The sequence below is a fragment of the Neoactinobaculum massilliense genome (assembly GCF_900604955.1).
GTDB classification, from domain to species: domain Bacteria; phylum Actinomycetota; class Actinomycetes; order Actinomycetales; family Actinomycetaceae; genus Neoactinobaculum; species Neoactinobaculum massilliense.
Genome location: NZ_UWPE01000001.1, coordinates 539075 through 560343 on the forward strand (window position 1 = coordinate 539075; position 21269 = coordinate 560343).

Here is a 21269-nt window from a genome sequence, read left to right on the forward strand (position 1 = left end):
GGGGCAGCGTTGTGTCACGGGGAGGCGGCGAATCAGGACGCGGAGCCGAACCCGGAGACGGTATGGACGCCATCGAGATTGACCCGCAATCCGAGGCTGCGGCTTACCGCGAGTCGGTGCTGGCGCCGGTGCGTGGGCTGCTACCACCCGAGGCGCTGGCCGAAACCGCCGAGACTCTCTCCGGCTCGTGTACGGTGGAGGTGGCCACGTTTAATCGTTTTGTCGATTTCCTCGTCAACCCCGATCTGCAAGCACATTACGACCACATTATTTTTGACACCGCGCCTACCGGCCATACGCTTCGACTCCTCGCCTTGCCCGGAGATTGGTCGAATTTCATTAAGAAGGGTGCTGGGGACGCCTCGTGCCTGGGGCCGCTCAGTGGCCTGGATAAGCACCACACCGACTATGAGCATGCGGTGACAGTGCTGGGGAACCGGGATGAAACCACACTCACGTTGGTGGCGCGGCCCGAAGAGGCAACGCTCGCGGAGGCCGAACGGTCAGCAGGCGAGTTGGCTGGCATGGGAATTCGCCCGCAGGTGCTTGTGGTCAATGGCATGCTGCCGCCTGCTTCCGGGGATCCGCTCCACGAGCGCCTCTACCGCGCCGAGCAGGCAATCGTGCATGCTATCGGGTCACGACACCATGGACTGGCCGGGCTGCGTACCTTCACCGTGCCCATGAGCGCTGAACCAGTTATGGGGGTGGAGAGCCTGACGGAAGTGAGACCGCAGCCGCTGATGCCCACCAGCACCGAGTTTGTGACGCCTGAACACGCCACGGAGGCGAACGCGTTTACACCCGCCCAATCTGCAGATCCAGTGACCGGTTCAACGTCGCCCGCGCCCGTGGCGGGAGCGCTCCGTGTGGCTATGAAAGGCGTGGCCGGCATCGTCGAGCACGTGTGCGAAACCAGCCCGGCGCCGAAAACGATTCTCGCCATGGGAAAAGGCGGCGTAGGTAAAACGACGGTGGCCGAGGCAATTGCCGTGTCTTTAGCTGACCGCGGCATGAATGTACTGCTCGCAACCACTGATCCGGCCTCACACCTCGACCTGATGCTGGCGCGAAACCGGCCGAACCTTGAGGTTACCAATATCAATCCGGAACGAGAGGTAACACGCTACCGGCAGGAGGTACTCGACACTAAAGGAGCCGGCTTGGACGCAACGGCACGCGCCCAACTCCAAGAGGATCTGGCCAGCCCCTGTACGGAGGAAGTGGCCGTATTTCGGGCCTTTTCGCGCGTGCTTGACGAGGCCGACCGACGTTGGGTGGTACTTGACACGGCCCCGACGGGACACACACTTCTGTTGCTGGACGCCACGGGCTCCTACCACCGTGAATTTATGCGTCAGAGTGGGGCCAGTGAAGATCCGACGGGGCACCTCACCGCATTGACGCGGCTTCGTGACGCCACGCGCACGGTCCCCATCCTGGTCACGCTGCCAGAGTCCACGCCGATCCTTGAGGCGCTTGGGCTTGAAGAGGATCTTAAGCGTGCAGGCATTGTTCCGCAGGCCTGGGTGGTGAACCAGTACCTTGGACTTGATGATACGGTCTCGCCATTCCTACTTCGCCGGGCAGCATCGCAACGGCGCACAGTCGAGCGATTGCTTGATCCGGCACACCGCGGAGAGGTAGTTGCTTACATCGCATTCGCGTAGCAGGGGCGGTGGGGACGACGACGTCGCGGCGCCGCCCCTGCTCGCACTCCCGCTAGCGCGTGCCTACGGCTGTCACGAAGTCAATGAGCTCCTCCACGCGTCCCAGCAAACTCGGCTCCAGGTCCTTGTAAGTGTGGACGCAGGCCAGGATCCGCGCCCACCCGAGGCCCACGTCCTCCTTCGTCTGATACGGCCAGCCGAGCCTGCGCAGCGTGCCGCGCTTAATGTCCTCGCCCTTCGGCACGGCGGGCCAGGCGGGGATGCCCACGGCCGCGGGCTTCACCGCCTGCCACACATCCACGTACGGGTGGCCAAGGATAAGAATTCCCGGGCGGCGCATCGCGGCCTCAGCTATGCGTGACTCCTTGGAGCCCGGCACCAGGTGGTCCACCAGCACGCCCGCGCGGCGCTCGTCGCTCGGCTCAAACTCGGCCATTTTCTCCTCCAGGTTGTCCACGCCGAGCAGCTCCTCGACCACTACGCCCTCAAGTGCCAGATCCTCACCCCACACTTTCTGGACCAGTTCGGCGTCGTGCTTGCCCTCCACCCAAATCCGGGACGCGCGCGCAACCCTTGCCCGGTGTTGCTCCACGTGAATCGAACCGGCCGCGTTGATGCGGGGCTTGGTGATGCGGTGCGGACGCGGCGGCGTGAGGCGCACCGGCTGGCCTTCGATCCAGTAGCCGGCGCCCAGTGGGAACACACGCCGAACGCCCCGCTGACCCTCCAGTTCCATCTGCCACAGCCCGCCGCGCCGCCGCACGTCCATGATTTCGCCCACGAACCCACTCTGTACGTCCTCGATCAGCAGTCCCGGGCGCGCTTCAACCTCCCGGGAGGACGGGCGGGCGTGGGGATCATGGGAGAGGACATCGGCGCCGTAGCGGTCAGGCGTGGAGGAGTGCAGTGTCACCGCACCAGGCTATTGCCTTGCCGCTCCAACGCCTACAATTAGCAGTCGAGCGTGTCGAGTGCTGAATTGAGGTGACCATGGGAAGCGATGACAGAAGAATGCGGGTACTTGAGGCGATTGTGCGCGAGTACGTGCTCACGAAGGAGCCCGTGGGGAGCCAGGCGCTGGTGGATCGTTACCGGCTGGGGGTGTCCTCTGCCACCGTCCGCAATGACATGAACCTGCTTGAGGAACGCGGGCTCATCACCCAACCTCACACGTCAGCCGGGCGCGTGCCGACGGATGAGGGCTACCGGGCCATTGTGGACGCCATTGATTCCGTGCGTCCGCTTTCCAGCCCGGAACGCCGTGCGATGGAGCATCTTCTTGACGGCGCCGTGGACCTGGATGATGTGCTGGCGCGTGCGGCTCGTTCGTTGGCAGCTCTCACGCATCAGGTGGCGATCATCCAGTACCCCACGCTGGACCGCTCGGCGGTGCGGCACATTGAACTGGTGCCGGTGGGGGAGCGTCACGTGCTCCTCGTACTCATCACCACGGCTGGCCGGGTGGAACAGCGTCACGTCACGTTCACCCATGCGGTGAATCCGGACGGCCTCGCGCGCCTCACCCGTGAGCTCAACGAATCGGCGGATGGCAAGCGGGGGCGGGCGGCCGCGGCGGCAATGATGACGGTGGTCGATGAGGCTCCGGAAGTCTCACGCCCGGACGTGCGCGCGCTGGTGGATGTGCTCGCCGATCTGCTCAACGATGCCCGTGAGGACCGGCTCACCACCTCGGGGACGTCTAGTCTTTCCCGGCAGGCTGCGGACTTTTCGCGGTCCATCGAGCCCGTGCTGGACGCGCTCGAAGAGCAGGTGGTGCTGCTGCGTCTACTTGCCCTCATGGATGGCAGTCCGTCGGTGAGCATCGGGAAGGAAACGGGGCGAAGCGAACTGTCCGAAACTGCCGTTATCTCCTCCACATACGGGGCCGGAGACGGTGCGGTGGCGCGTGTGGGCGTGGTGGGGCCCACGCGAATGAATTACCGGAGCAATATCGCGGCGGTGCAGGCTGTGGCACGCTACCTCTCGCGGGCATTGGGCACGGAATGACCGGTGTGATGAATTGAGGGTCAGGCAGTAATGGGTCGGAAGGCCGGTGAACAGGCCGGTCGGCCTCATATTTAGCGCGAATCGAATGGAAAGAAGCAAGTGGCAGATTTTTACGAGACTCTCGGAGTGAGCCGGAACGCGACGGATACGGAGATCAAGCGCGCCTACAAGAAGCTGGCGCGCAAACTGCATCCGGATGTGGCCGGCCCCGGTCATGAGGATGAGTTCAAGGCCGTCAATGAGGCCTACACGGTGCTTTCAGATCCGGAAAAGAAGCGCATGTACGACGCCGGTGGCGAGCAGGCGCTGCACGGTGGTGGGTTCGACGCCGCAGGCTTTGGCGGTGCCTTCTCCGATATATTCTCCTCATTCTTCGGGGGCGGCGCCGCAAGCGGGCCAACCCCGCGTGGAGAGCGCGGCCGCGACCGCCTGGAGCGCATCACAATTTCGCTCAAGGATGCCGTGTTCGGTACCAAACGGGACATCAAGGGCTCCTTCGCCGAGCAGTGCCCGATGTGCCATGGCGAGGGGGCGGCGCCCGGCACGCACCCGACCACGTGTGACCAGTGCGGTGGTTCCGGCTCCGTCCGGCAGGTCACCAATTCGCTGTTTGGGCGCATGGTATCCACATCCCCCTGCCCGAAGTGCGGTGGACACGGCACCGTCATCACCACGCCGTGCCCCACCTGCAATGCCGAGGGGCGCGTGCGCGCGGAGAAGTCCATTCCGGTGGATATTCGTGCCGGCATTGAAACAGGGATGCGAATCCGCATGTCCGGTCAGGGCGACGCCGGTATCCAGGGCGGTGCGCCCGGCGACCTATATATTGAGGTTTCCGTCCGCCCCGATCCCATTTTCCGGCGCGCCGGCGACGATCTTCTGGCCGAGGTAACCATTCCCATGACGTCTGCGGCGCTAGGTGCAGAGATCTCCGTGGATACTTTTGATGGCGCGCAGAAGGTAAAGATTCCCGCCGGCACATCCTCCGGGTTTGTGGCCGTATTGCCGGGGCTGGGCACGGGACATCTACGCGGCGAGGGGCGTGGCGACATGCGCATTGCCGTGGTGGTGGAAACCCCCTCTGATCTCACCGGAGAGCAGCGCAAGCTACTGCGAAAACTGGCGGAGCTACGCGGCGAGCAGGCAACGGACGCGTCAATGAGTGAAGAAAACCAGGGCTTCTTCGCTCGGCTGCGGGAGAAGTTCGCCAGGTGACGCTCCCAGTATTTGTGGCTCCGGCCGCCGCACACGCATATCCCGGAGCGCTTCTCACGCTGGATGGTGCAGAAGGCCATCATGCGGTGCGCGTGCGCCGCGTCCGCGTGGGTGAACAGATTGACATTGTGGACGGCCGCGGCACCCGCGCCACCTGCACGGTGACCGTGGTGGCGAAAGATTCGCTTGAAGCCCGGGCGGAGTCGGTGGCGACGGAGCCGGCCGGTACGCGTATCACCGTCGTGCAGGCGCTTGCAAAAGGCGGACGTGATGAGCAGGCCGTAGAAACCTGCACCGAATACGGTGCCGCCGCATTCATCCCCTGGGAGGCGGATCGCTCAGTAGTGCACTGGAAGGGGGAGAAGCGGGCAAAGGGCCGGGCCCGGTGGGAAGTCACCGCACTCGCCGCCGCCAAACAATCCCGCCGGGCCTGGATCCCCGAGGTGCGCGGGGCGCTTAATACGCGAGACCTGGTCGCATTCCTTTCCGCGGAACAGCCCAATGCCGCAGGCCACGCCGATGTGACGGCGAATACCGTCCCGCGGGTCGCCACGCGCGGCGGGGTAGTGCTTATCTGCCACGAAACGGCCACGGTTACCCTTCCGACACTCCTTACCGAGCACCGGGCGGTGGCGGCACGAATACGGGAGGCGGGAGCCACCGTCGTCGTCGGACCGGAAGGTGGTATCTCACCGGCCGAACTTGAAGCACTCGGGGCGGCGGGTGGCATGCCGGTGCTCCTCACTCGCAATGTGCTGCGCTCCGGGAGTGCAGCACCCTTCGCCATCGCCACGATCCAAGCCCTAACCGATACCATGGGCAGTGATGACTGATCTTGCGCAATCGCGGGTACTCGAAGTGCCCGAGCACGTGTCCATGATTCGCCTCCTCGGCCAGCGCGATGAAGTACTGCGCGCGTTGGAGGAGGGCCTGGCGCCGGTAGAAATCCATGTTCTCGGCCACCGCGTCACGCTGAGTGGAGAGACGGGAGCGCTGGATTTTGCGGCGTCGCTGGTATCCCAGCTCATCGAAGTGGTCAGCGAAGGCGAATTCCTCACCCGGGATACCGCCGAACGCGCCATCAAACTAGCCAAATCCGGGGCAGAAAACCCCACCGCCCTCATCGAAACGGATATTCTTTCCGCCCGTGGCACTACGATTCGCCCAAAAACGCTGGGGCAAAAAGAATACGTGGACGCTATCAACGAGAACGCGATCACATTCGGTATCGGGCCGGCTGGGACGGGCAAAACCTACCTGGCCGTCGCCAAGGCCGTGGTGGCGCTGCAGAGCGGGGAAGCCAAGCGGATCATTCTCACGCGGCCGGCGGTGGAAGCCGGAGAATCGCTCGGGTTCCTGCCTGGCTCGCTGACGGATAAGATCGATCCCTACCTGCGCCCGCTCTATGACGCCATGTTTGACATGATGGATCCGGATACGATCACAAAGCTGATGGCCGCCGGCACCATCGAGGTGGCGCCGTTGGCGTACATGCGCGGACGGACCCTCAACGATGCATTCGTGATCCTGGATGAGGCGCAAAACACCACGCCCGAGCAGATGAAAATGTTCCTCACCCGGCTCGGTTTCCATAGTCGAATGGTAATAACCGGGGATGTTACGCAGGTGGACCTGCCCGGGCGCACGCATTCCGGATTGGTGCAGGTACGCCGTGTACTGCGTGACGTGCCGGGCATTCATTTCTCCGAACTCACCACCGCGGACGTGGTGCGAAACGCGCTGGTGGGGGACATCATTGACGCATATGCGCGCTGGGACGCGCGCGAACAGTAGGATTGCATGCCGGGCGCGGGAATCCTGACGTAGGGCCACGACGATCGCGCTGATAAGCGCGCGAGGGAGAACAGTGATTGAGGTAAATGACGAATCCGGTTTCGAGCCGGCGCCGAACCTGGAAGAAATCAACCAGCTGGCCACATTTGTGCTGGATCAAATGCGCGTGCATCCGCTCTCGGACCTTTCGGTACTGCTGGTGGATGAAAAGACCATGGAGGATCTCCACATCAAGTGGATGGACCTGCCCGGGCCCACGGACGTGCTGTCCTTCCCCATGGACGAGTTGCGTCCCACTCCACCCGGCGAAGAACCGAAGCCAGGCATGCTCGGTGACATTGTGGTGTGCCCGCAGGTGGCGCGACGCCAGGCACTTAACATGGGCCACTCCACCGCGGAGGAAATCCTTCTCCTGGTGACGCACGGCATCCTTCATCTGCTGGGCTTTGACCACGCGGACCCGAAGGCTAAAGAAGAAATGTTTGGGCTGCAACGTAAGCTCCTCCTCATATTCCTGGCGGATCGCGGGGGCGGGGATCCAAAGCCCACCGAGGTATAACCACGTCCGTTTCGTAGGGAGGTGTCATGACCGCTCTTGCATTTATCGGGGCCGGTGTCGCCATTTTCTTTGCGCTGTGGTGGACCGTGCTGGGCGCGGCGCTGGGGCGCCTGACACGGACGGAAGCGAGCCAGGCGTTCGATTCTGAATCGGCCCGCGGGCGGCGCCTCATGTTTGTGGAATCGCAACGGGATGCGGCTACCGCCGGCCTCGCCTTCCTCCGTTTGGTCTCTACATCCCTTTACGCCTACGCACTGGGGTGGGGGCTGGCCCAGTTCATGCATGGGCGGGCGCTGGCCGGCGTGTTCCTCCTGGTCACCCTCGTGGTGTGCTGTGGGTTTATGGCATTGCGTCCGCTCAATTTCGGGGTGCGCCGCCACATTCGCGTCCTCAAGTCCTCATCCGGAATGCTGGTGGGCGCCACTCGTTTTGGCAGGCTGTTTATTCGTACCCCGGCCGAACCCGTGGAGGCACGTAAAGCCGAAGAACAAAAACAAGAGGACCAGTTGGCGCTCATGGTGGAGCGCGTTTCCGAATCCGAGGCGATCGAGGAGGGCGAACGCGAAATCCTTGAATCGCTCTTCGACATGAGCGAGACGATGGTGCGCGAGATCATGGTGCCCCGTACCGACATGATCACGGTGAGCGCCGACACGGACCTGGATTCGGCCCTTTCCCTGTTCGTCCGCTCCGGTTTCTCCCGTATCCCCGTGATGGGTGACAACCTGGATGATCTGCGCGGCATGGCCTACATGAAGGACGTGATCCGCCGAATCCACCGTCGCTCGGACGCCGAGGGTGTGACCGTGAGCGATATTATGCGCCCGCCCGTTTTAGTGCCCGAAACGAAGAACGTGGGTGCCCTCATGCGCGAGCTTCAGGCGCAGCAGGTCCACATCGCCGTCGCCATTGACGAGTACGGCGCCATTGCCGGCCTGGTGACCATCGAGGACATCGTCGAGGAACTGGTGGGCGAAATCGAGGATGAGCATGACCACGGCGAACCTGAGACCGAGGATCTAGGAAGGGGCGCCTTCCGGGTGCCCGCGCGGTGCCCTGTCGATGAGCTCGGGGAGTTGTTTGGGCTCGAATTGAACGACGACGATGTGGACACAGCTGGTGGATTGCTCACGAAGGGACTGGGACGACTGCCAATTCGTGGTAGCGAAACTACGATTGCGGGGTTGCACTTGGTGGCGGACCGCTTCGAGGGGCGCCGGCATCTGCTGTCCACGGTGATCGCCACACGGGCGGAGGCGAAGGAGGAGGAACACGATGCGTGAGGATTTTCGTGCCGGATTCGTGAGCGTGGTGGGCCGGCCCAATACCGGCAAATCCACCCTCATCAACGCGCTGGTCGGCCAGAAAGTTGTTATTACCTCCGCCCGCCCGGAAACTACCCGGCGGGTGATTCGCGCCATCGTCACCCGTGAGGCCGGACAGCTGATCCTCGTGGATACCCCCGGTATGCATCGGCCGCGTACGCTGCTGGGCGAACGCCTCGATGATATGGTGCGTGACGCCATCGCGGACGTGGATACAGAACTCATGTGTCTGCCCGCCAATGAGCCGGTGGGGCCGGGTGACCGCTATCTGCTGGACCTCGCCAAAAAAGGGCGTGTGCCCATCGTGGCCGCCGTGACCAAGACAGATTTGGTGAGCCCGGTAGATCTGGGGGCAAAGCTTGCTGAGGTGAGTGCGCTTTACGATTTCGCGGACATAGTGCCGGTCTCTGCGCGCGCCGGAGTGCAAACAGAAGAGCTGGTGAACGTACTTATTGGACGCATGCCCGCCTCCCCGCCGCTGTATCCGCCCGATGCCACCTCGGATCAATCCGAGGAGACCATCATTAGCGAGCTTATTCGCGAGGCGGGCCTGGAGCGGCTGCGCGACGAACTACCCCATTCGCTCGCGGTCACCATTGATGAAATACAGGATGGGCGTACGAAGAATGGTGCCCCTCTCACGCGCATTCACGCCTCCCTGCACGTAGAGCGTGATTCTCAAAAGGGCATAGTGATTGGGAAGGGAGGCCGGCAACTCCGCCAAATTGGCAAGGAAGCGCGCGCGTCCATTGAACGTATGCTCGGCACGCGCGTTTACCTCTCCCTCCACGTAAAGGTGTCCAAGGATTGGCAGCGGGACCCGAAGATGCTGGGACGGTTCGGTTTCTAGTGTCCGTCGTTGCCTATCCCGCCTCCCGCATGCCGGACGTCACGCGCACGTCCGCCCACCTTCGTCCGCGCATTCCGCGCTACCTAACGTTTGCCTCCTGGCTGGTATGCGTGTGCCTCATGGGGCTGGTGGGCTCCGTACTGGGGCCGGGCTGGAATCCGCAGCCCATGGCCCAAATGGTGGTGCCGGAAACATCGGACACCTCCGTATCCACCGCCAGCGCCACCCCCTCCCTGGGAACTTATCGCGTCACCACCAGCCTGGAGAAGGTACATCTACGCGATGGCAGCGTGGTGACGGCCGAACTCAAGCGACCGGTTGGAGCGGGGGAGAACCTGCCCGCCATGGTGTTTATCCACGGCACGGGTACGAACGGGTATGACGCATTCGAACGGGAAACATCCCTCATCGCGTCAGCCGGCGTAGTGACGCTGACGCCGCAAAAGCGGGTCGATAACTATTCGAACACGTATCGGGATTATTACGCGCTGGCCGACGATTACGAGGATGCGCTAGAGCATCTTCGCGAGGACGAGGGGGTGGATGCGCGTCGCGTGGGAATCTATGCGGTCTCTGAGGGCTGCTTTATTGCTCCGATCATCGCCGCGCGTAATCATGATGTGGCGTTCGTGGCGTTTATCTCCGCGCCCGTGATTCCTATCCGCTTCCAGGGAGCCTTTGCCTCCGATGCGTATCTGCGTGAAATTGGGGCTCCGGTGGAGTTGCGCCGTGCCATCCCCAAGCTTATGGGGCAGGAATTTGGCGACGGTACGTTCCAGTACATCGATTTTGACCCGAGCCCGTTCGAGGCGCAGATGACTATGCCCGTGTTCATGGCCTACGGTACGCTCGATAATTCGATGCCCATGATTCAGGGCCCCACAATCATGCGCGACCAGCTGGCAAAGGCAGACAACCACGCCCTGACGGTGCGCTACTACAAGAATGCGGATCATGGTCTCCAGACCAATCGAAAGGCACTGGACAAGCACGCCATGCGGGATATTGCCACCTGGGTCAACGGCCTCCCATTCTCCGCAACGGCCTCCCCGCACGTGGCAGGTGCCACTCCGCAGCAGGAGTTCCAGGCCGCGGCCTTCCAAATTGGCGCGCGCGGTACGGCCGGTCCGGCGGCCGTATGGGTTCTTGTGGGCGGTGTGGGCCTCATAGTGGTGGGTGGTCTATTGGGATTAGCCACGCTCATTCGGCGCCGCGGACGGAGACTCGGCTCGTTCCGTGGTGCCGGCGCGGCCACCGCGTGGGGCTCTGTATTCTCCGTGGTCAGTTGGGTTGCCCTGTTCGCCTACCTCCTGGTGGTGGTCTACATTGCCACCCACTACGAGCAGAATCTGTGGGCCGTGCGCGGCGGCTGGCTGGTGGTCCGCGTATTGGCGCTCCTGGCCGTGTGGTTCATGGTGTCCGCGTGCGTGCACTGGGTGACCGGACGGCGTCGTAATCCGGCGACGTCGGCGGGGCCACTTGCCGTTATCGCCTTCGGAACCTCCATCCTCGGCCAGTTCCTCCTCCTCCTGGCGCTCGGATACTGGAACGTACTGCCTGCCCTCTTCTAGCGGTGTCCATTTTCGACGCCGAGGAGCCCGGCAGGCGCGGAAGGCGCGCGGCGTCGTCACAGCGGGTGGAACAGCGCCGTGCGATAATGCCGGAGATGAAGCTTTACCGTGACGAGGGGATTGTGCTGCGCACCCGTGATCTGGGCGAGGCGGACCGTATCATTACGTTCTTTCTTCGCTCTCACGGACGCACCGATGCTGTTGCCAAGGGGATACGGCGTACGAAATCCCGTTTTGGTGCGCGGCTGGAACCGTTCTCTCTGGTAGACGTGCAGCTGTACCGGGGTCGCTCCCTGGACATCATCACGGAAGTGGCGACGCTCGATGCGTTCGGCCAGCTGATCGCGGATAACTTTGAAGCGTTTACCGCGGCTAATGCCATGGCAGAAACGGCCCAGCGTCTGGTGGCCGAGGGGGTGGGGGATCGTGGGCAGTACCGGCTGCTGCTCGGTGCGCTCAATTCTCTCGCTCGCTCGGGCCACGAGCCCACCATGGTGGCCGATTCGTATTTTCTGCGGGCACTGGCGCTCTCGGGCTGGGAGCTTGCTACGGACACGTGTGCTACCTGTGGGCGGCCGGATCAGCTGGTGGCCTTTAGTGTGCCCGCCGGTGGGTTTGTCTGTGCGGCGGATGCGCCGGTTGGTGCAGCCCATCCCGATAAGTCCATTTCTGCGCTCCTGCGGGGGTTGGCTCATGGTGACTGGACGGTGGTGGACCAGGCGCCCCGCGGTGCACGCCGTCTGGCCGAGGGCTACGTTGCTGCCTACCTTCAGTGGCACCTGGAGCGCCAAGTGAAGTCCCTTCACCTATTGAGGAGTGCATAAATGGTCGAGGCCAATCCTGTAGAACTCAATCCGGCCGGCCTGGAGCCGCCGCACCTGGAAAAGATTCCGCAGCACGTAGCCATCGTGATGGATGGCAACGGACGGTGGGCGAATGCGCGCGGGCTGCCGAGGACGGCCGGTCATCAGGCGGGGGAGCACTCCCTCATGGACGTAGTAGCTGGCGGTGTGCAGCTGGGCCTCCCGGAAATGTCAGTGTTCGCTTTCTCTACGGAAAACTGGAAGCGCTCGCCGGAGGAGGTGCGATTTCTCATGGGTTTCTCGCGCAGCACTATCCACGACGATCGTGACACGCTGGATAACTGGAATGTACGGGTGCGCTGGGCGGGCCGGCGCACCCGGCTGTGGGCGTCCGTGCTGCGGGAGATTCGCCAGGCTGAGTTTCAAACGCGGAATAACACGGGTATGACGCTCAATCTGTGTCTCAACTACGGTGGGCACGCGGAGATCGCTGATGCCGCGCGTGCTATCGCCGAAGATGTGGCGGCCGGGCGGTTGCGGCCAGCTGATGTCACGGAGCAGACGGTTGCCGACCGTCTCTATCTCCCGGATATGCGTCCGGTGGACCTGTTCATTCGGACCTCGGGAGAGTTCCGTACCTCCAACTTCCTACCCTGGCAATCCGCCTACGCGGAGTACTACGTGACGGATGTGGCCTGGCCGGATTTCGGGCGGCGGCAGCTATGGGAGGCCTGCCGCGCGTTCGGTGGGCGTGAGCGGCGCTTCGGCGGTGCCGTGGACCGGGTGCGAAGTGAGCATAGCGATGAAGGCTGAGACCTTCATCGCCTATGTTTAAGGTTGTGGGCTAAACTAACCGCGTGTATGTGCTCACCATAGATCAGCAGGATTCCCGGCACAGCGAGGACCGTGTGCCGGAGCTTCTTGCGGCACTCGGGTGTGAATTCGAGCGGACCGTTGGCGACGAATTGCAGGGCGTTCTCGAGGCGCCAGGCCAGGTTGCACAGGCCATTCTCACTGCGATGGCCAGCGGAGGCTGGCACATCGGCCTCGGTGCCGGGGACGGAGAGCGCGGCGATTCCATTCGTGCCGGGCGTGGACCAGCATTCGTGCTCGCACGTGAGGCGGTCGAAGCATCCAAGGGGCAGGCACAGTCTTTTGCCGTGCGCGCGGCGCATGGCGGGGCGAGCGATGCCGAAGCGCTTGGCCAGCTGCTCTACGGTGTGATTGCGGCGCGGACGGCCAAACAGGCGATGGTGGCAGCGCTGCTGGAACACGGTGCCACCACCTCGGAGGTGGCTGAATCTCTCGGCATCAGTCCGTCCGCCGTGTCGCAGCGGAAAATCGCGGGCCTGGTGGGCGAGGAACGCGCGGTGCGTCCGCTGTTCGCACGCCTGATTGGAGGGCTGGACTAGTGGCGGTGTTTATTTGGGTTCTTAGCATGGTGGCCTCAATAGGGCTTGGATGGTGCGTGGTTGAACTCATTTTCCGCACCATTCCGCCTACGAATAAGACGAATCCCGAGCCTGCGCGTTCACGCACAGGCAGGGCGGCCGTGCAGCGAAAGCACACAGCGGGGGAGGCTTCGGGCGTGCTTCGTGGCGGCACCTGGATCGGCGTTCTCGAGCGTATCGCTATTACGGGTGCGCTTCTTGCGGGGGAGCCGAGCCTCATTGCAGCGGTAGTGGCCATTAAAGGACTCGGCCGGTGGGCAGACCTACAGGCAAAGCCGGACGCGGCCGAGCGCTTCATCATTGGCACCCTTGCCTCCTACGTCGTGGCCGGGGCGGTGGGTTTTGCCGGCCGGGCCCTGCTGACCATCGTCGCATAGAATCGCCTTATGACCGAGATTCGTCGCTACGCCATCCTCACCCCGTTTGCCCGGGCCGACCTCGTTGCCGCCATCATGCACCTCAGCCACCTGGACGCGTGGGCGGTTCCCACGAACTCCGGCGCGCTTGTGGTGCGCGAACTAGCCACCCCGAAGTATGACGAGTGGGATATTCGCAATATCACCGGTCCCGATCCGGATGAGGAGCCCGCCACTCCCTCCGACGACGCCGTGGCCGTCGCGGCCCAGCTTTCTCGGCTCTCGCCCTACGGCGTCGTCCTCATGGACGTCAATCTGGATGACAGTGATACTGGATTCGAGGCGGGCGTGTCAGGAATGGTTCGTGCCCGGCGCTTCCAGGGTGGTAAACCGGGCGACGACGTTCCTTCGGGACTGCTGCTCAACTCGCTGGACCCCGTGGTAGAGCGACTTGTATTGGGTGACGTAACCCCGGAGAAGAGCGGTGGCATTCATACCACGGAGGTGACCGGGGAACAGCTGGAGCGGCTGCGGCGCGGGACGAACGACGTCGAACAGGATGGTAGTGACGAGGCACGGTAGTGGTACGAATCGCAGTACCACGGATACGCAGGCCTGCTAAACTAGCGGAGACCGACCGGCACTTGCCGGTACGTAAGCGGAGTAATCCCACCTGGTAGCCCACGGGCTGCGGGTTCGCGGCCATGACTTGGCCCTGATAACTCCGTGCGCGTTCACGTCGAGAATCAGAGGAGCAGTCATTAACAAAGAGCCACGTGTCAATGAGCGAATCCACGTAGACAAGGTGCGCCTTGTTGGGCCTAGTGGCGAGCAGGTGGGCGTTGTACACACGAAGGATGCGCTGCGTCTCGCGAAGGAAGCTAACCTGGACCTGGTCGAGGTAGCGGCTAACGCGAACCCGCCCGTCGTCCGGCTCATGGACTACGGAAAGTTTAAGTACGAGTCCGCTGTTAAGGCGCGCGAATCTCGCCGCCATCAAACCAACACGGTGATTAAGTCTATTCGCATCGGTATGAAGATCGATGACAATGACTACAACACGAAGCGTAATCAGGCAGAAAAGTTCCTCAATAACGGGGACAAGGTGAAGTTTGACCTTCGCTTCCGTGGCCGTGAGCAGGGGCGCCCCGAACTGGGTGTGCAACTGCTTAATGGACTGGCCGATGCGCTCTCCGAAGTTTCCACCGTGGAAGCTGCTCCGAAGGCTGAAGGACGGAACATGTCCATGGTTCTGGCCCCGGTCAAGAAGAAGACGCACGCGAAGTCCGATCAGCGCCGCCGCCGCGAGGCAAAGCGCGCTGAGGAGGCTGCCGCACGGAAGGCCGCGGCGCAGGAAACGCCCGCCGCTGAGTAGGCCGGTCAGGAAAGCCATAAAAGTCGCCGCGAAAGCGGCCCGAGTTGAGGATGAGAAATGCCGAAGAACAAGACGCATTCGGGGATGAAGAAGCGTGTTCGCCGCACGGGTTCTGGCAAGCTGATGCGTGAGCGTACAAATAACCGTCACCTCCTGGAGCACAAGAGCTCCTCGCGTAAGCGCCGCAACGGAATCGACGTGAACGTGGACCGGACGAATAAGCGCGAGGTCCGCCGTCTACTCGGCATCTAGCGCACAGCACCAGGAAGTAGGAGGAAAGAGTTATGGCACGCGTTAAGCGCTCTATTAATGCCAAGAAGAAGCGTCGCACCGTCCTGGACCGTGCGTCCGGTTACCGCGGGCAGCGTTCCCGGCTTTACCGCAAGGCGAAGGAGCAGGTTACCCACTCCTTCGTGTACAGCTACCAGGATCGCCGCAAGCGGAAGAACAACTTCCGCAAGCTGTGGATCACGCGTATCAACGCGGTCGCTCGCGCCGAGGGCATGACGTACAACCGCTTCATGCAGGGACTCACCCTCGCCGAGGTGGAGATTGACCGCCGCATGCTTGCCGAGTTGGCCGTCAACGATCCGGCCGCGTTCTCCGGCCTGGTCAAGGTGGCGCGTGAGGCGCTGCCGGCCGATGTCAACGCTCCCAAGGTGGACTAACTTCGGCTAGAAGCAGGTTTTGGCCGAGTTTTGGCCAACAGCGGGCCGGGACACCGCACGGTGCCCCGGCCCTTTTGCGCACGTCCGTTACCTTCCGTTTGCTTGGCACTTATACGCTGGAGTGCATGCGATACTACGCACACCGGGGCAATTCAGCACACGCCCCTGAAAACACAATTGCCGCCTTCGAATCCGCTCAGCGGGCCGGTTTTGAGTGGCTGGAAACCGACATCGACGTGACCAGTGATGGCCAGATTCGGGTGCTACATGATTCTCATCTGGACCGCACCACGAATGGCAGTGGTCTCATTACAGAAATGGCCGCAGCAGAGGTGGACCGGTTGGATGCCGGCTCCTGGTTTGGTCCGGAGTTCGCCGGCCAGCGCATCCCTACTCTCGAGGAGTTTCTCGATTTCATTGAGCAGAGCGGTCTTTCCGTCAATATTGAGATCAAGCCCACGCCGGGCGGCGCCAATGCCGCACGCATCCTTATGAAGGCGGCGGTGGCCGCCTTCGAACGCTTCCCGGGCCGCATTCTCATCTCCTCCTTCAACCACGTGATCCTCTCCGAACTCCGCCACCTTTCCGCTGGCATCCCCGTCGCGCCCCTCTATCCGGAGGGCGCCCTGCCCGAGGGCTGGCTCGCCGTCGCGCAGCTCATGGGTGCCACGGCCATTCATCTGGGTGACGGCACGCCAGAAAGCGGCCGCGCGCTTACAAAGAAGGATATTGCTGAGGTACGGGAGCTCGGCTTCGATGCGTCCGTGTACACGATTACGACGCCGGAGCGGGCGCTCGAACTGGAAAGCTGGGGCGCGACGGGCGTATTTACCAATGGTGAGTTTGGCTCGAACGCGCACTAACTAACCGATGCCTGGTTGACCAGATATAGTGAGCCGAAGTCAAACGTTGGGACATCATGTTTAAGCCAGCATCCAAGATTCAACTGCAGCGCGCCGCCCGGCTCAGCAAGGCAGACGTGCGCATCAAGTTCGGCCAAACCCTGGTGGAGGGTCCGCAGGCAGTGCGGGAACTCCTCCGGTTCGGCCCAGCAGCCGTGCGCGATATCTACCTGACAGAGGAGGCCGCGCAGCGGTACCCCGAGATCGCCGACGCCGCCGACGCCTTCTACGCGCACCTGGTGGAGCCACAGCGCGCCCACCAGGTGGCGCCCGCCGCGCAGGGCGTATTCGCCGTGGTAGAGACGCCGCCGCAGCCGGCTCTGGCTGAGGTGCTGGAGGGCGCCACGTTCGTGGTGGCGACGCTGGATATTCAGGACCCGGGTAATCTCGGCACGATTATCCGAGCGGCGGATGCGGCGGGTGCCGACGCCGTCGTGATCGGCAGGGGAAGTGCGGACTGCCTCTCGCCCAAGGTCATCCGTGCCACCGCCGGCTCGATTTTTCATCTGCCCGTGGTCGAGGGCGTGTCGGAACGCGAACTTGAGGATGAGCTCGGCGCGGCGGGCATTACGTCGCTTGCCGCGGATGCGGGGGGAGCATTCGACCTGGCAGATCTTACCGCCCACGCCTACCGCCACCACTCAGCACAGGGCGAGCCGGACCTTCGCGCACCGCTGGCCTGGGTGCTAGGGAACGAGGCGCGCGGCTTTCAAGATTCCGAATTCGCTGCGGATGCCTGGGTGGCAATCCCGCTGGCCGGATACGCTGAATCCCTGAAAGTGGCTACTGCGGCCTCCGTTCTAGCAATGACGACGGCGATGGTTCGCCGCGGCTAGTTGATACAAAATAAAAGTGGGGCCGGCTGAAAAGCCGGCCCCACCGCACCTTAAAGACTTACTTGTCCAGGTGCTCCTCCTTGAATTCCTTGAACTTAGAGGAGGCGGCGTCGCCAAAGTTCTTGGCGGCGTCCTTTACGTTGTCGGCCGCGTCACGGAGCTTATCGCCGGCGAAATTGCGGACCGCATCCTCAGCGCGGTCGCCCAGATCGTTGATACCCTCGGAAACCTTCTTCGCGGTATCGGAGAGCTTATCCTTCCAATCTTCGGCCATGGTGGCCTCCTTTCGCTTGGGGATACTACAACGTTCACCCTACCAGGGCCTAAGGTCCGCTGTGGTGCAGTTCGCACTCCGTCCAGGTTTCATACTGCCGGCGGGTCCACGTGTCTAGTGCGTCCCTCAATACCCGTGTATAGAAAAGCGGCGCCCGGAGGCGCCGCTTCACGAGAACACCAGACTTACAGCTTGAATGCGGTGGCCGGAATGGTGCTCACCAGATCCTTACCGGTCTCCAGAGCTTCGTCGAGCGTGAGGCGGCCTTCGGCCACCAGGCGTGCGAGGAACGCGGAATCTACGCGGCGGGAGAGATCGTGGCGCGTGGGGATGGAGCAGAAGGCGCGAGTGTCATCGATGAAGCCGGAGGTCTTGTAGAACCCGGCGTACCCGGTGACGGCGCTGCGGTAACGGTTGATGGCGTCCGGCTCATCAATGAACCACCACGGCGCGCCCACGTACACGCTCTTGTAGTAGCCGGCCAGCGGTGCGAGCTCGCGGGAGTAGACCGTTTCGTCGATGGTGAACAGCACCAGGTGGAAGTTGTCATTGTTGCCGTAGGCCGTGAGGAGCGGCTGCAGGTTACGCGTGAACTCCACCGAGGTGGGGATGTCGCCGCCAACGTCGGCGCCATAGTTGGCGAATGCGGCCTCGTCATGGTTGCGGTACACAGCCGGGTGCATGGTCATGACCAGCCCGTCCTCGGTGGCCAGGCGCGCCTGATCGTTGACCATGTGGCGGCGCAGCCGGTCGCCATCTTCCGGCGTAATTTCACCCTTGAGTGCCTGGGCGTAGAGGCGCTCGGCCTCCGTATCAGACAGGCGCGCGGTCCCGGGATCATGATGCGAGTGATCCGAGGACACCGCACCGTGCTCCTTGAAGTAAAGGCGACGCTTGCGCATGGCCTCAAAGTGGCCAGCGTAGGTGGAGGTATCCACGTCCGCGGCCTCACCGAGCTTCTCCACTAGGCTCTTAAAGTCCGGCGTGGCCGGCTCAAGGTACTTATCCGGGCGGAAGGTCGGGACTACGCGGCCATCCCACTCAGGATCCGCTGCCAGCTTCTCGTGGGCGGCCAGGTCGGAGCAGGGGTCATCCGTGGTAGCCATCGTGTTGATGTTGAAGCGGTGATAGAGCGCCCGGGGCAGGAACTCCGGCGAATTCAGCTTTTCCTGGATGGCGTCGTAGATTTCATCGGCGGTGTCCTCGGCAGGCCGCACGTCAATACCGAACACGTCCACGAATTCGTTCGCGAACCAGTAGGCCACGGTGGTGCCGCGCAGATACTTCCAATTGGCGCAGAACAGGCGGAACGCCTTGCGGGCCTGCTCCTCGGTAATGGGGGAGCCCACCGGCACGCCCAGTTCGGAGAGCTCCACACCGCCGGTGGAGTGAATAAGACGGTTCGTGTAGTGATCCGGCGTGAGCAGCAGCGTGGTCGGGTTGTCGAACGGCGTGTTATCTGCCAGCCATTCGGCGGGGACATGGCCGTGCGGGGAAATAATCGGCATGTGCTCTACCTCCGCGTAGAGCTGCCGTGCGATATCACGCGTGTGCGGATCGGCTGGGAACAGGCGGTCCGGATCGAGCGAGAGTGGCTGCTTTGCCATCAGGTGTCCTTTCACTATCTGGTGCCTATGCACCATACGTGTTGATTCTACGCATAGTGACTGTAACGGCTGAGGTGGTGGGTGGCACGCTGCTTCGGGCCAAACGTCCCTTGTACGACGTCGTCGTGGTCACTGCTCCAGGAGGCGGAGCACGGCCGCGAAAAAGTGATGCCGGTGGCAAGAAACGAGTACCGGTGGATTTGTGGTTGGTACGTACTTGCGGGGGCGTACTGTCCCATGCTGCGCCGCCCGGTGGAATGTCGAGTGTCACACGCTATGCGGACTTGTTCCTCACGGCGAAACCATGGGGTGAATGTCTAGGGTAGGCGGGTTGCGGGAATGACCCCGTGTGCGGGAGTGCTGCCAGCGCTGTTGGCGCTTTTCTCCAAGGAAGGATCCGCGTATGCAGTCTGATATTGCCCCTGAAAAGGGACATGAAACCGGCCAGGCGGGAGTAGATTACTCCACCCGGCGTGTTTACCAACCTCGATCCATCACGATCGGGCGTGCGATGGGATACGGCGTTGTCGATTTAATGGGCGGCGGCTGGAACACCATTGTGTCGGGCCTGATGCTTTACTTCTTCACCACCTACGGTGATGTCACGGTGGTGGAATCCGGCTCGATTCTATTGATCGCACGCGTGGTAGACGCGGTGGTCAGCCTGCTCATCGGGCCGGCCTCGGACAACTTCTACCGCACGTGGCTGGGTAAGAAATTCGGCCGCCGGCACTTCTTCCTGCTGGTGGGCGCTCCGCTCATGTTCTTTATTTTCCCGCTGCTCTGGATTCCGGGCCGCGGCTACTGGTACTACCTGGTGGTGTACCTGCTGGTGGAGATTATTATCGCGCTGGTACTCATTCCCTGGGAGACACTGCCCACGGAGATGACGCCGGACTACACGCAGCGCACCAAGCTTTCCTCCACCCGTATGTTCCTCTCCGCCACGGGCACCACGCTGGTGTTCGCTCTGCCCGCATGGGTGAAGGCGCAGTTCCCCGATTGGCCGTGGGGCTTCACCATTGTGGGCGCCACCTTCGCGGTACTATTCGGTGCCGCCATTCTCATTACCTACTTCACCACGTGGGAGCGGGCGCTTACACCTGAAGTGGTGGCGGAGCTGGATCGCCAGCCCAAGATGAGTGTGGGCCGCACCCTCAGCCACACGTGGAATGAGGCCATCACCACCTTCAAGAACCACACCTTTAATCGGCACCTGGCGATCTACCTTCTGTCCTTCACGGCGAAGGATATGTACGCCACCGCGCTGACGTTCTTCATCGTCTATTCGATGGGTCTGGATGAGTCCTTCGGTTTTACGCTGGGCGCCCTTGCCGCGATCGGTATTCCGGTGACGGTGGTGGCCGGATTTGTCATGGTGAAGAAGGGGCCGAAGTTCCTGTGGAACCTGGCCTTCAGCACAATGATCGCCATGCTGCTTGCCTCCGGGGCCGTTTATCTAGCGGGCGTGTCCGGCACCAGTGCCGTGGTGTGGCTGATCATTATCAACCTCATCTACCAGTGCGGCCGCGCCACGCTGGAGTTCACGCCGTGGAACGTATACCCGTTCATTCCGGATATCGATTACATCATGAGCCGCGAGCACCGCGCCGGCGCCTACGCTGCCGTGATGACCTTCGGCCGCAAGTCCACCGGCGCAGTGGCAACGTTCATTGTGTCCTGGCTCATGGGGCTGGCCGGCTTTATTGGCCCGAACGACGCCGGTGTCAAGCAGGCCCAGACGGTGGCCACGCAGCATTGGATCGCCGTGATCCTTGTGTTCGCGCCCATGGCGCTCCTGCTCATTGCGCTCTATCTGGTGCGCCGCTTCGATCTGAACTCGCACACGCATGACATTCTCCGTGAGGAGATCAAGCGCCTCGAGGAGGGTGGCTCCAAGGCTGATGTCACGCCCGAGGCGAAGGCCGTGGTCGAGGACCTGACCGGGCATAAGTACGCAGAATTGTGGCCCGACGTGCCCTGGAGCAAGCAGCTCTAGAAACGGA

At 62.6% G+C, this 21269-nt stretch carries 23 protein-coding genes; 20 read left to right on the forward strand and 3 right to left on the reverse strand.

Features of this window, described 5'->3' with window-relative positions; genetic code table 11:
• Nucleotides 1–62 precede the first annotated feature (62 nt).
• Nucleotides 63–1670 (forward strand): ArsA-related P-loop ATPase, encoded by a 1608-nt coding sequence (locus EIH27_RS08055; protein ID WP_206424860.1) that lies wholly within the window; start codon nucleotides 63–65, stop codon nucleotides 1668–1670.
• A gap of 52 nt (nucleotides 1671–1722) precedes the next feature.
• Here EIH27_RS08055 and EIH27_RS02405 read toward each other — a convergent pair whose 3' ends face one another.
• Nucleotides 1723–2577 (reverse strand): DUF3097 family protein, encoded by an 855-nt coding sequence (locus EIH27_RS02405; protein WP_124040106.1) that lies wholly within the window; start codon nucleotides 2575–2577, stop codon nucleotides 1723–1725.
• A gap of 83 nt (nucleotides 2578–2660) precedes the next feature.
• Here EIH27_RS02405 and hrcA point away from each other — a divergent pair, with 83 nt between their 5' ends.
• The 18 genes from hrcA (at nucleotide 2661) to EIH27_RS02495 (ending at nucleotide 17382) form a co-directional block, all read left to right on the forward strand.
• Entirely contained in the window at nucleotides 2661–3677 is a 1017-nt protein-coding gene (gene hrcA, locus EIH27_RS02410) for a heat-inducible transcriptional repressor HrcA (protein ID WP_124039386.1), read from the forward strand.
• A gap of 99 nt (nucleotides 3678–3776) precedes the next feature.
• Nucleotides 3777–4892 (forward strand): molecular chaperone DnaJ, encoded by a 1116-nt coding sequence (gene dnaJ, locus EIH27_RS02415; protein WP_124039387.1) that lies wholly within the window; start codon nucleotides 3777–3779, stop codon nucleotides 4890–4892.
• Nucleotides 4889–5725, forward strand: a complete 837-nt coding sequence (locus tag EIH27_RS02420) for a 16S rRNA (uracil(1498)-N(3))-methyltransferase (RefSeq protein WP_124039388.1) — start codon at nucleotides 4889–4891, stop codon at nucleotides 5723–5725. Before dnaJ ends, EIH27_RS02420 begins: the two co-directional genes overlap by 4 nt.
• Complete coding sequence (locus EIH27_RS02425; RefSeq protein ID WP_124039389.1) at nucleotides 5718–6686, forward strand: PhoH family protein; 969 nt, start codon at nucleotides 5718–5720, stop codon at nucleotides 6684–6686. Before EIH27_RS02420 ends, EIH27_RS02425 begins: the two co-directional genes overlap by 8 nt.
• Nucleotides 6687–6759: 73 nt before the next feature.
• A complete protein-coding gene (gene ybeY, locus EIH27_RS02430; RefSeq protein WP_124039390.1) occupies nucleotides 6760–7245 on the forward strand; it encodes an rRNA maturation RNase YbeY in 486 nt (161 codons plus the stop codon).
• Nucleotides 7246–7271: 26 nt separating this feature from the next.
• Nucleotides 7272–8528, forward strand: a complete 1257-nt coding sequence (locus tag EIH27_RS02435; protein ID WP_124039391.1) for a hemolysin family protein — start codon at nucleotides 7272–7274, stop codon at nucleotides 8526–8528.
• Complete coding sequence (gene era, locus EIH27_RS02440) at nucleotides 8521–9420, forward strand: GTPase Era (RefSeq protein WP_124039392.1); 900 nt, start codon at nucleotides 8521–8523, stop codon at nucleotides 9418–9420. Before EIH27_RS02435 ends, era begins: the two co-directional genes overlap by 8 nt.
• The gene (locus tag EIH27_RS02445) at nucleotides 9420–10991 is read left to right on the forward strand and encodes an alpha/beta hydrolase family protein (protein ID WP_124039393.1); all 1572 of its coding nucleotides are present in this window, start codon (nucleotides 9420–9422) and stop codon (nucleotides 10989–10991) included. The genes era and EIH27_RS02445 overlap by 1 nt, the downstream gene beginning before the upstream one ends.
• 95 nt (nucleotides 10992–11086) lie before the next feature.
• The gene (recO, locus tag EIH27_RS02450) at nucleotides 11087–11815 is read left to right on the forward strand and encodes a DNA repair protein RecO (protein ID WP_124040107.1); all 729 of its coding nucleotides are present in this window, start codon (nucleotides 11087–11089) and stop codon (nucleotides 11813–11815) included.
• On the forward strand, nucleotides 11816–12607 hold the full coding sequence (uppS, locus tag EIH27_RS02455; RefSeq protein ID WP_124039394.1) for a polyprenyl diphosphate synthase: 792 nt from the start codon (nucleotides 11816–11818) through the stop codon (nucleotides 12605–12607).
• Between the two features lie 44 nt (nucleotides 12608–12651).
• Nucleotides 12652–13206, forward strand: coding sequence for a hypothetical protein (locus EIH27_RS02460; RefSeq protein WP_124039395.1), 555 nt, complete (start codon nucleotides 12652–12654; stop codon nucleotides 13204–13206).
• Between the two features lie 56 nt (nucleotides 13207–13262).
• Nucleotides 13263–13622: a hypothetical protein gene (locus EIH27_RS02465; RefSeq protein ID WP_206424861.1), complete on the forward strand. Its 360-nt coding sequence runs from the start codon at nucleotides 13263–13265 to the stop codon at nucleotides 13620–13622.
• 9 nt (nucleotides 13623–13631) lie between these two features.
• A complete protein-coding gene (locus EIH27_RS02470; protein WP_124039396.1) occupies nucleotides 13632–14183 on the forward strand; it encodes a hypothetical protein in 552 nt (183 codons plus the stop codon).
• A gap of 127 nt (nucleotides 14184–14310) precedes the next feature.
• Nucleotides 14311–14976: a translation initiation factor IF-3 gene (gene infC / locus EIH27_RS02475; protein WP_206424862.1), complete on the forward strand. Its 666-nt coding sequence runs from the start codon at nucleotides 14311–14313 to the stop codon at nucleotides 14974–14976.
• 57 nt (nucleotides 14977–15033) lie between these two features.
• Complete coding sequence (gene rpmI, locus EIH27_RS02480; protein ID WP_124039397.1) at nucleotides 15034–15228, forward strand: 50S ribosomal protein L35; 195 nt, start codon at nucleotides 15034–15036, stop codon at nucleotides 15226–15228.
• A gap of 32 nt (nucleotides 15229–15260) precedes the next feature.
• On the forward strand, nucleotides 15261–15644 hold the full coding sequence (gene rplT, locus EIH27_RS02485; RefSeq protein ID WP_124039398.1) for a 50S ribosomal protein L20: 384 nt from the start codon (nucleotides 15261–15263) through the stop codon (nucleotides 15642–15644).
• A gap of 125 nt (nucleotides 15645–15769) precedes the next feature.
• Nucleotides 15770–16507, forward strand: a complete 738-nt coding sequence (locus EIH27_RS02490) for a glycerophosphodiester phosphodiesterase family protein (RefSeq protein ID WP_124039399.1) — start codon at nucleotides 15770–15772, stop codon at nucleotides 16505–16507.
• Between the two features lie 56 nt (nucleotides 16508–16563).
• Nucleotides 16564–17382: a TrmH family RNA methyltransferase gene (locus EIH27_RS02495; protein ID WP_124039400.1), complete on the forward strand. Its 819-nt coding sequence runs from the start codon at nucleotides 16564–16566 to the stop codon at nucleotides 17380–17382.
• A 58-nt stretch (nucleotides 17383–17440) separates the two neighbouring features.
• On the opposite strand, the gene EIH27_RS02500 is transcribed toward EIH27_RS02495, so the two are convergent.
• On the reverse strand, nucleotides 17441–17656 hold the full coding sequence (locus EIH27_RS02500) for a hypothetical protein (RefSeq protein WP_124039401.1): 216 nt from the start codon (nucleotides 17654–17656) through the stop codon (nucleotides 17441–17443).
• A gap of 185 nt (nucleotides 17657–17841) precedes the next feature.
• Complete coding sequence (gene uxaC, locus EIH27_RS02505) at nucleotides 17842–19263, reverse strand: glucuronate isomerase (RefSeq protein WP_124039402.1); 1422 nt, start codon at nucleotides 19261–19263, stop codon at nucleotides 17842–17844.
• 403 nt (nucleotides 19264–19666) lie between these two features.
• On the opposite strand from uxaC, the gene EIH27_RS02510 reads away from it, so the two are divergent.
• A complete protein-coding gene (locus EIH27_RS02510) occupies nucleotides 19667–21262 on the forward strand; it encodes an MFS transporter (protein ID WP_206424863.1) in 1596 nt (531 codons plus the stop codon).
• The last annotated feature ends 7 nt before the right edge of the window (nucleotides 21263–21269 follow it).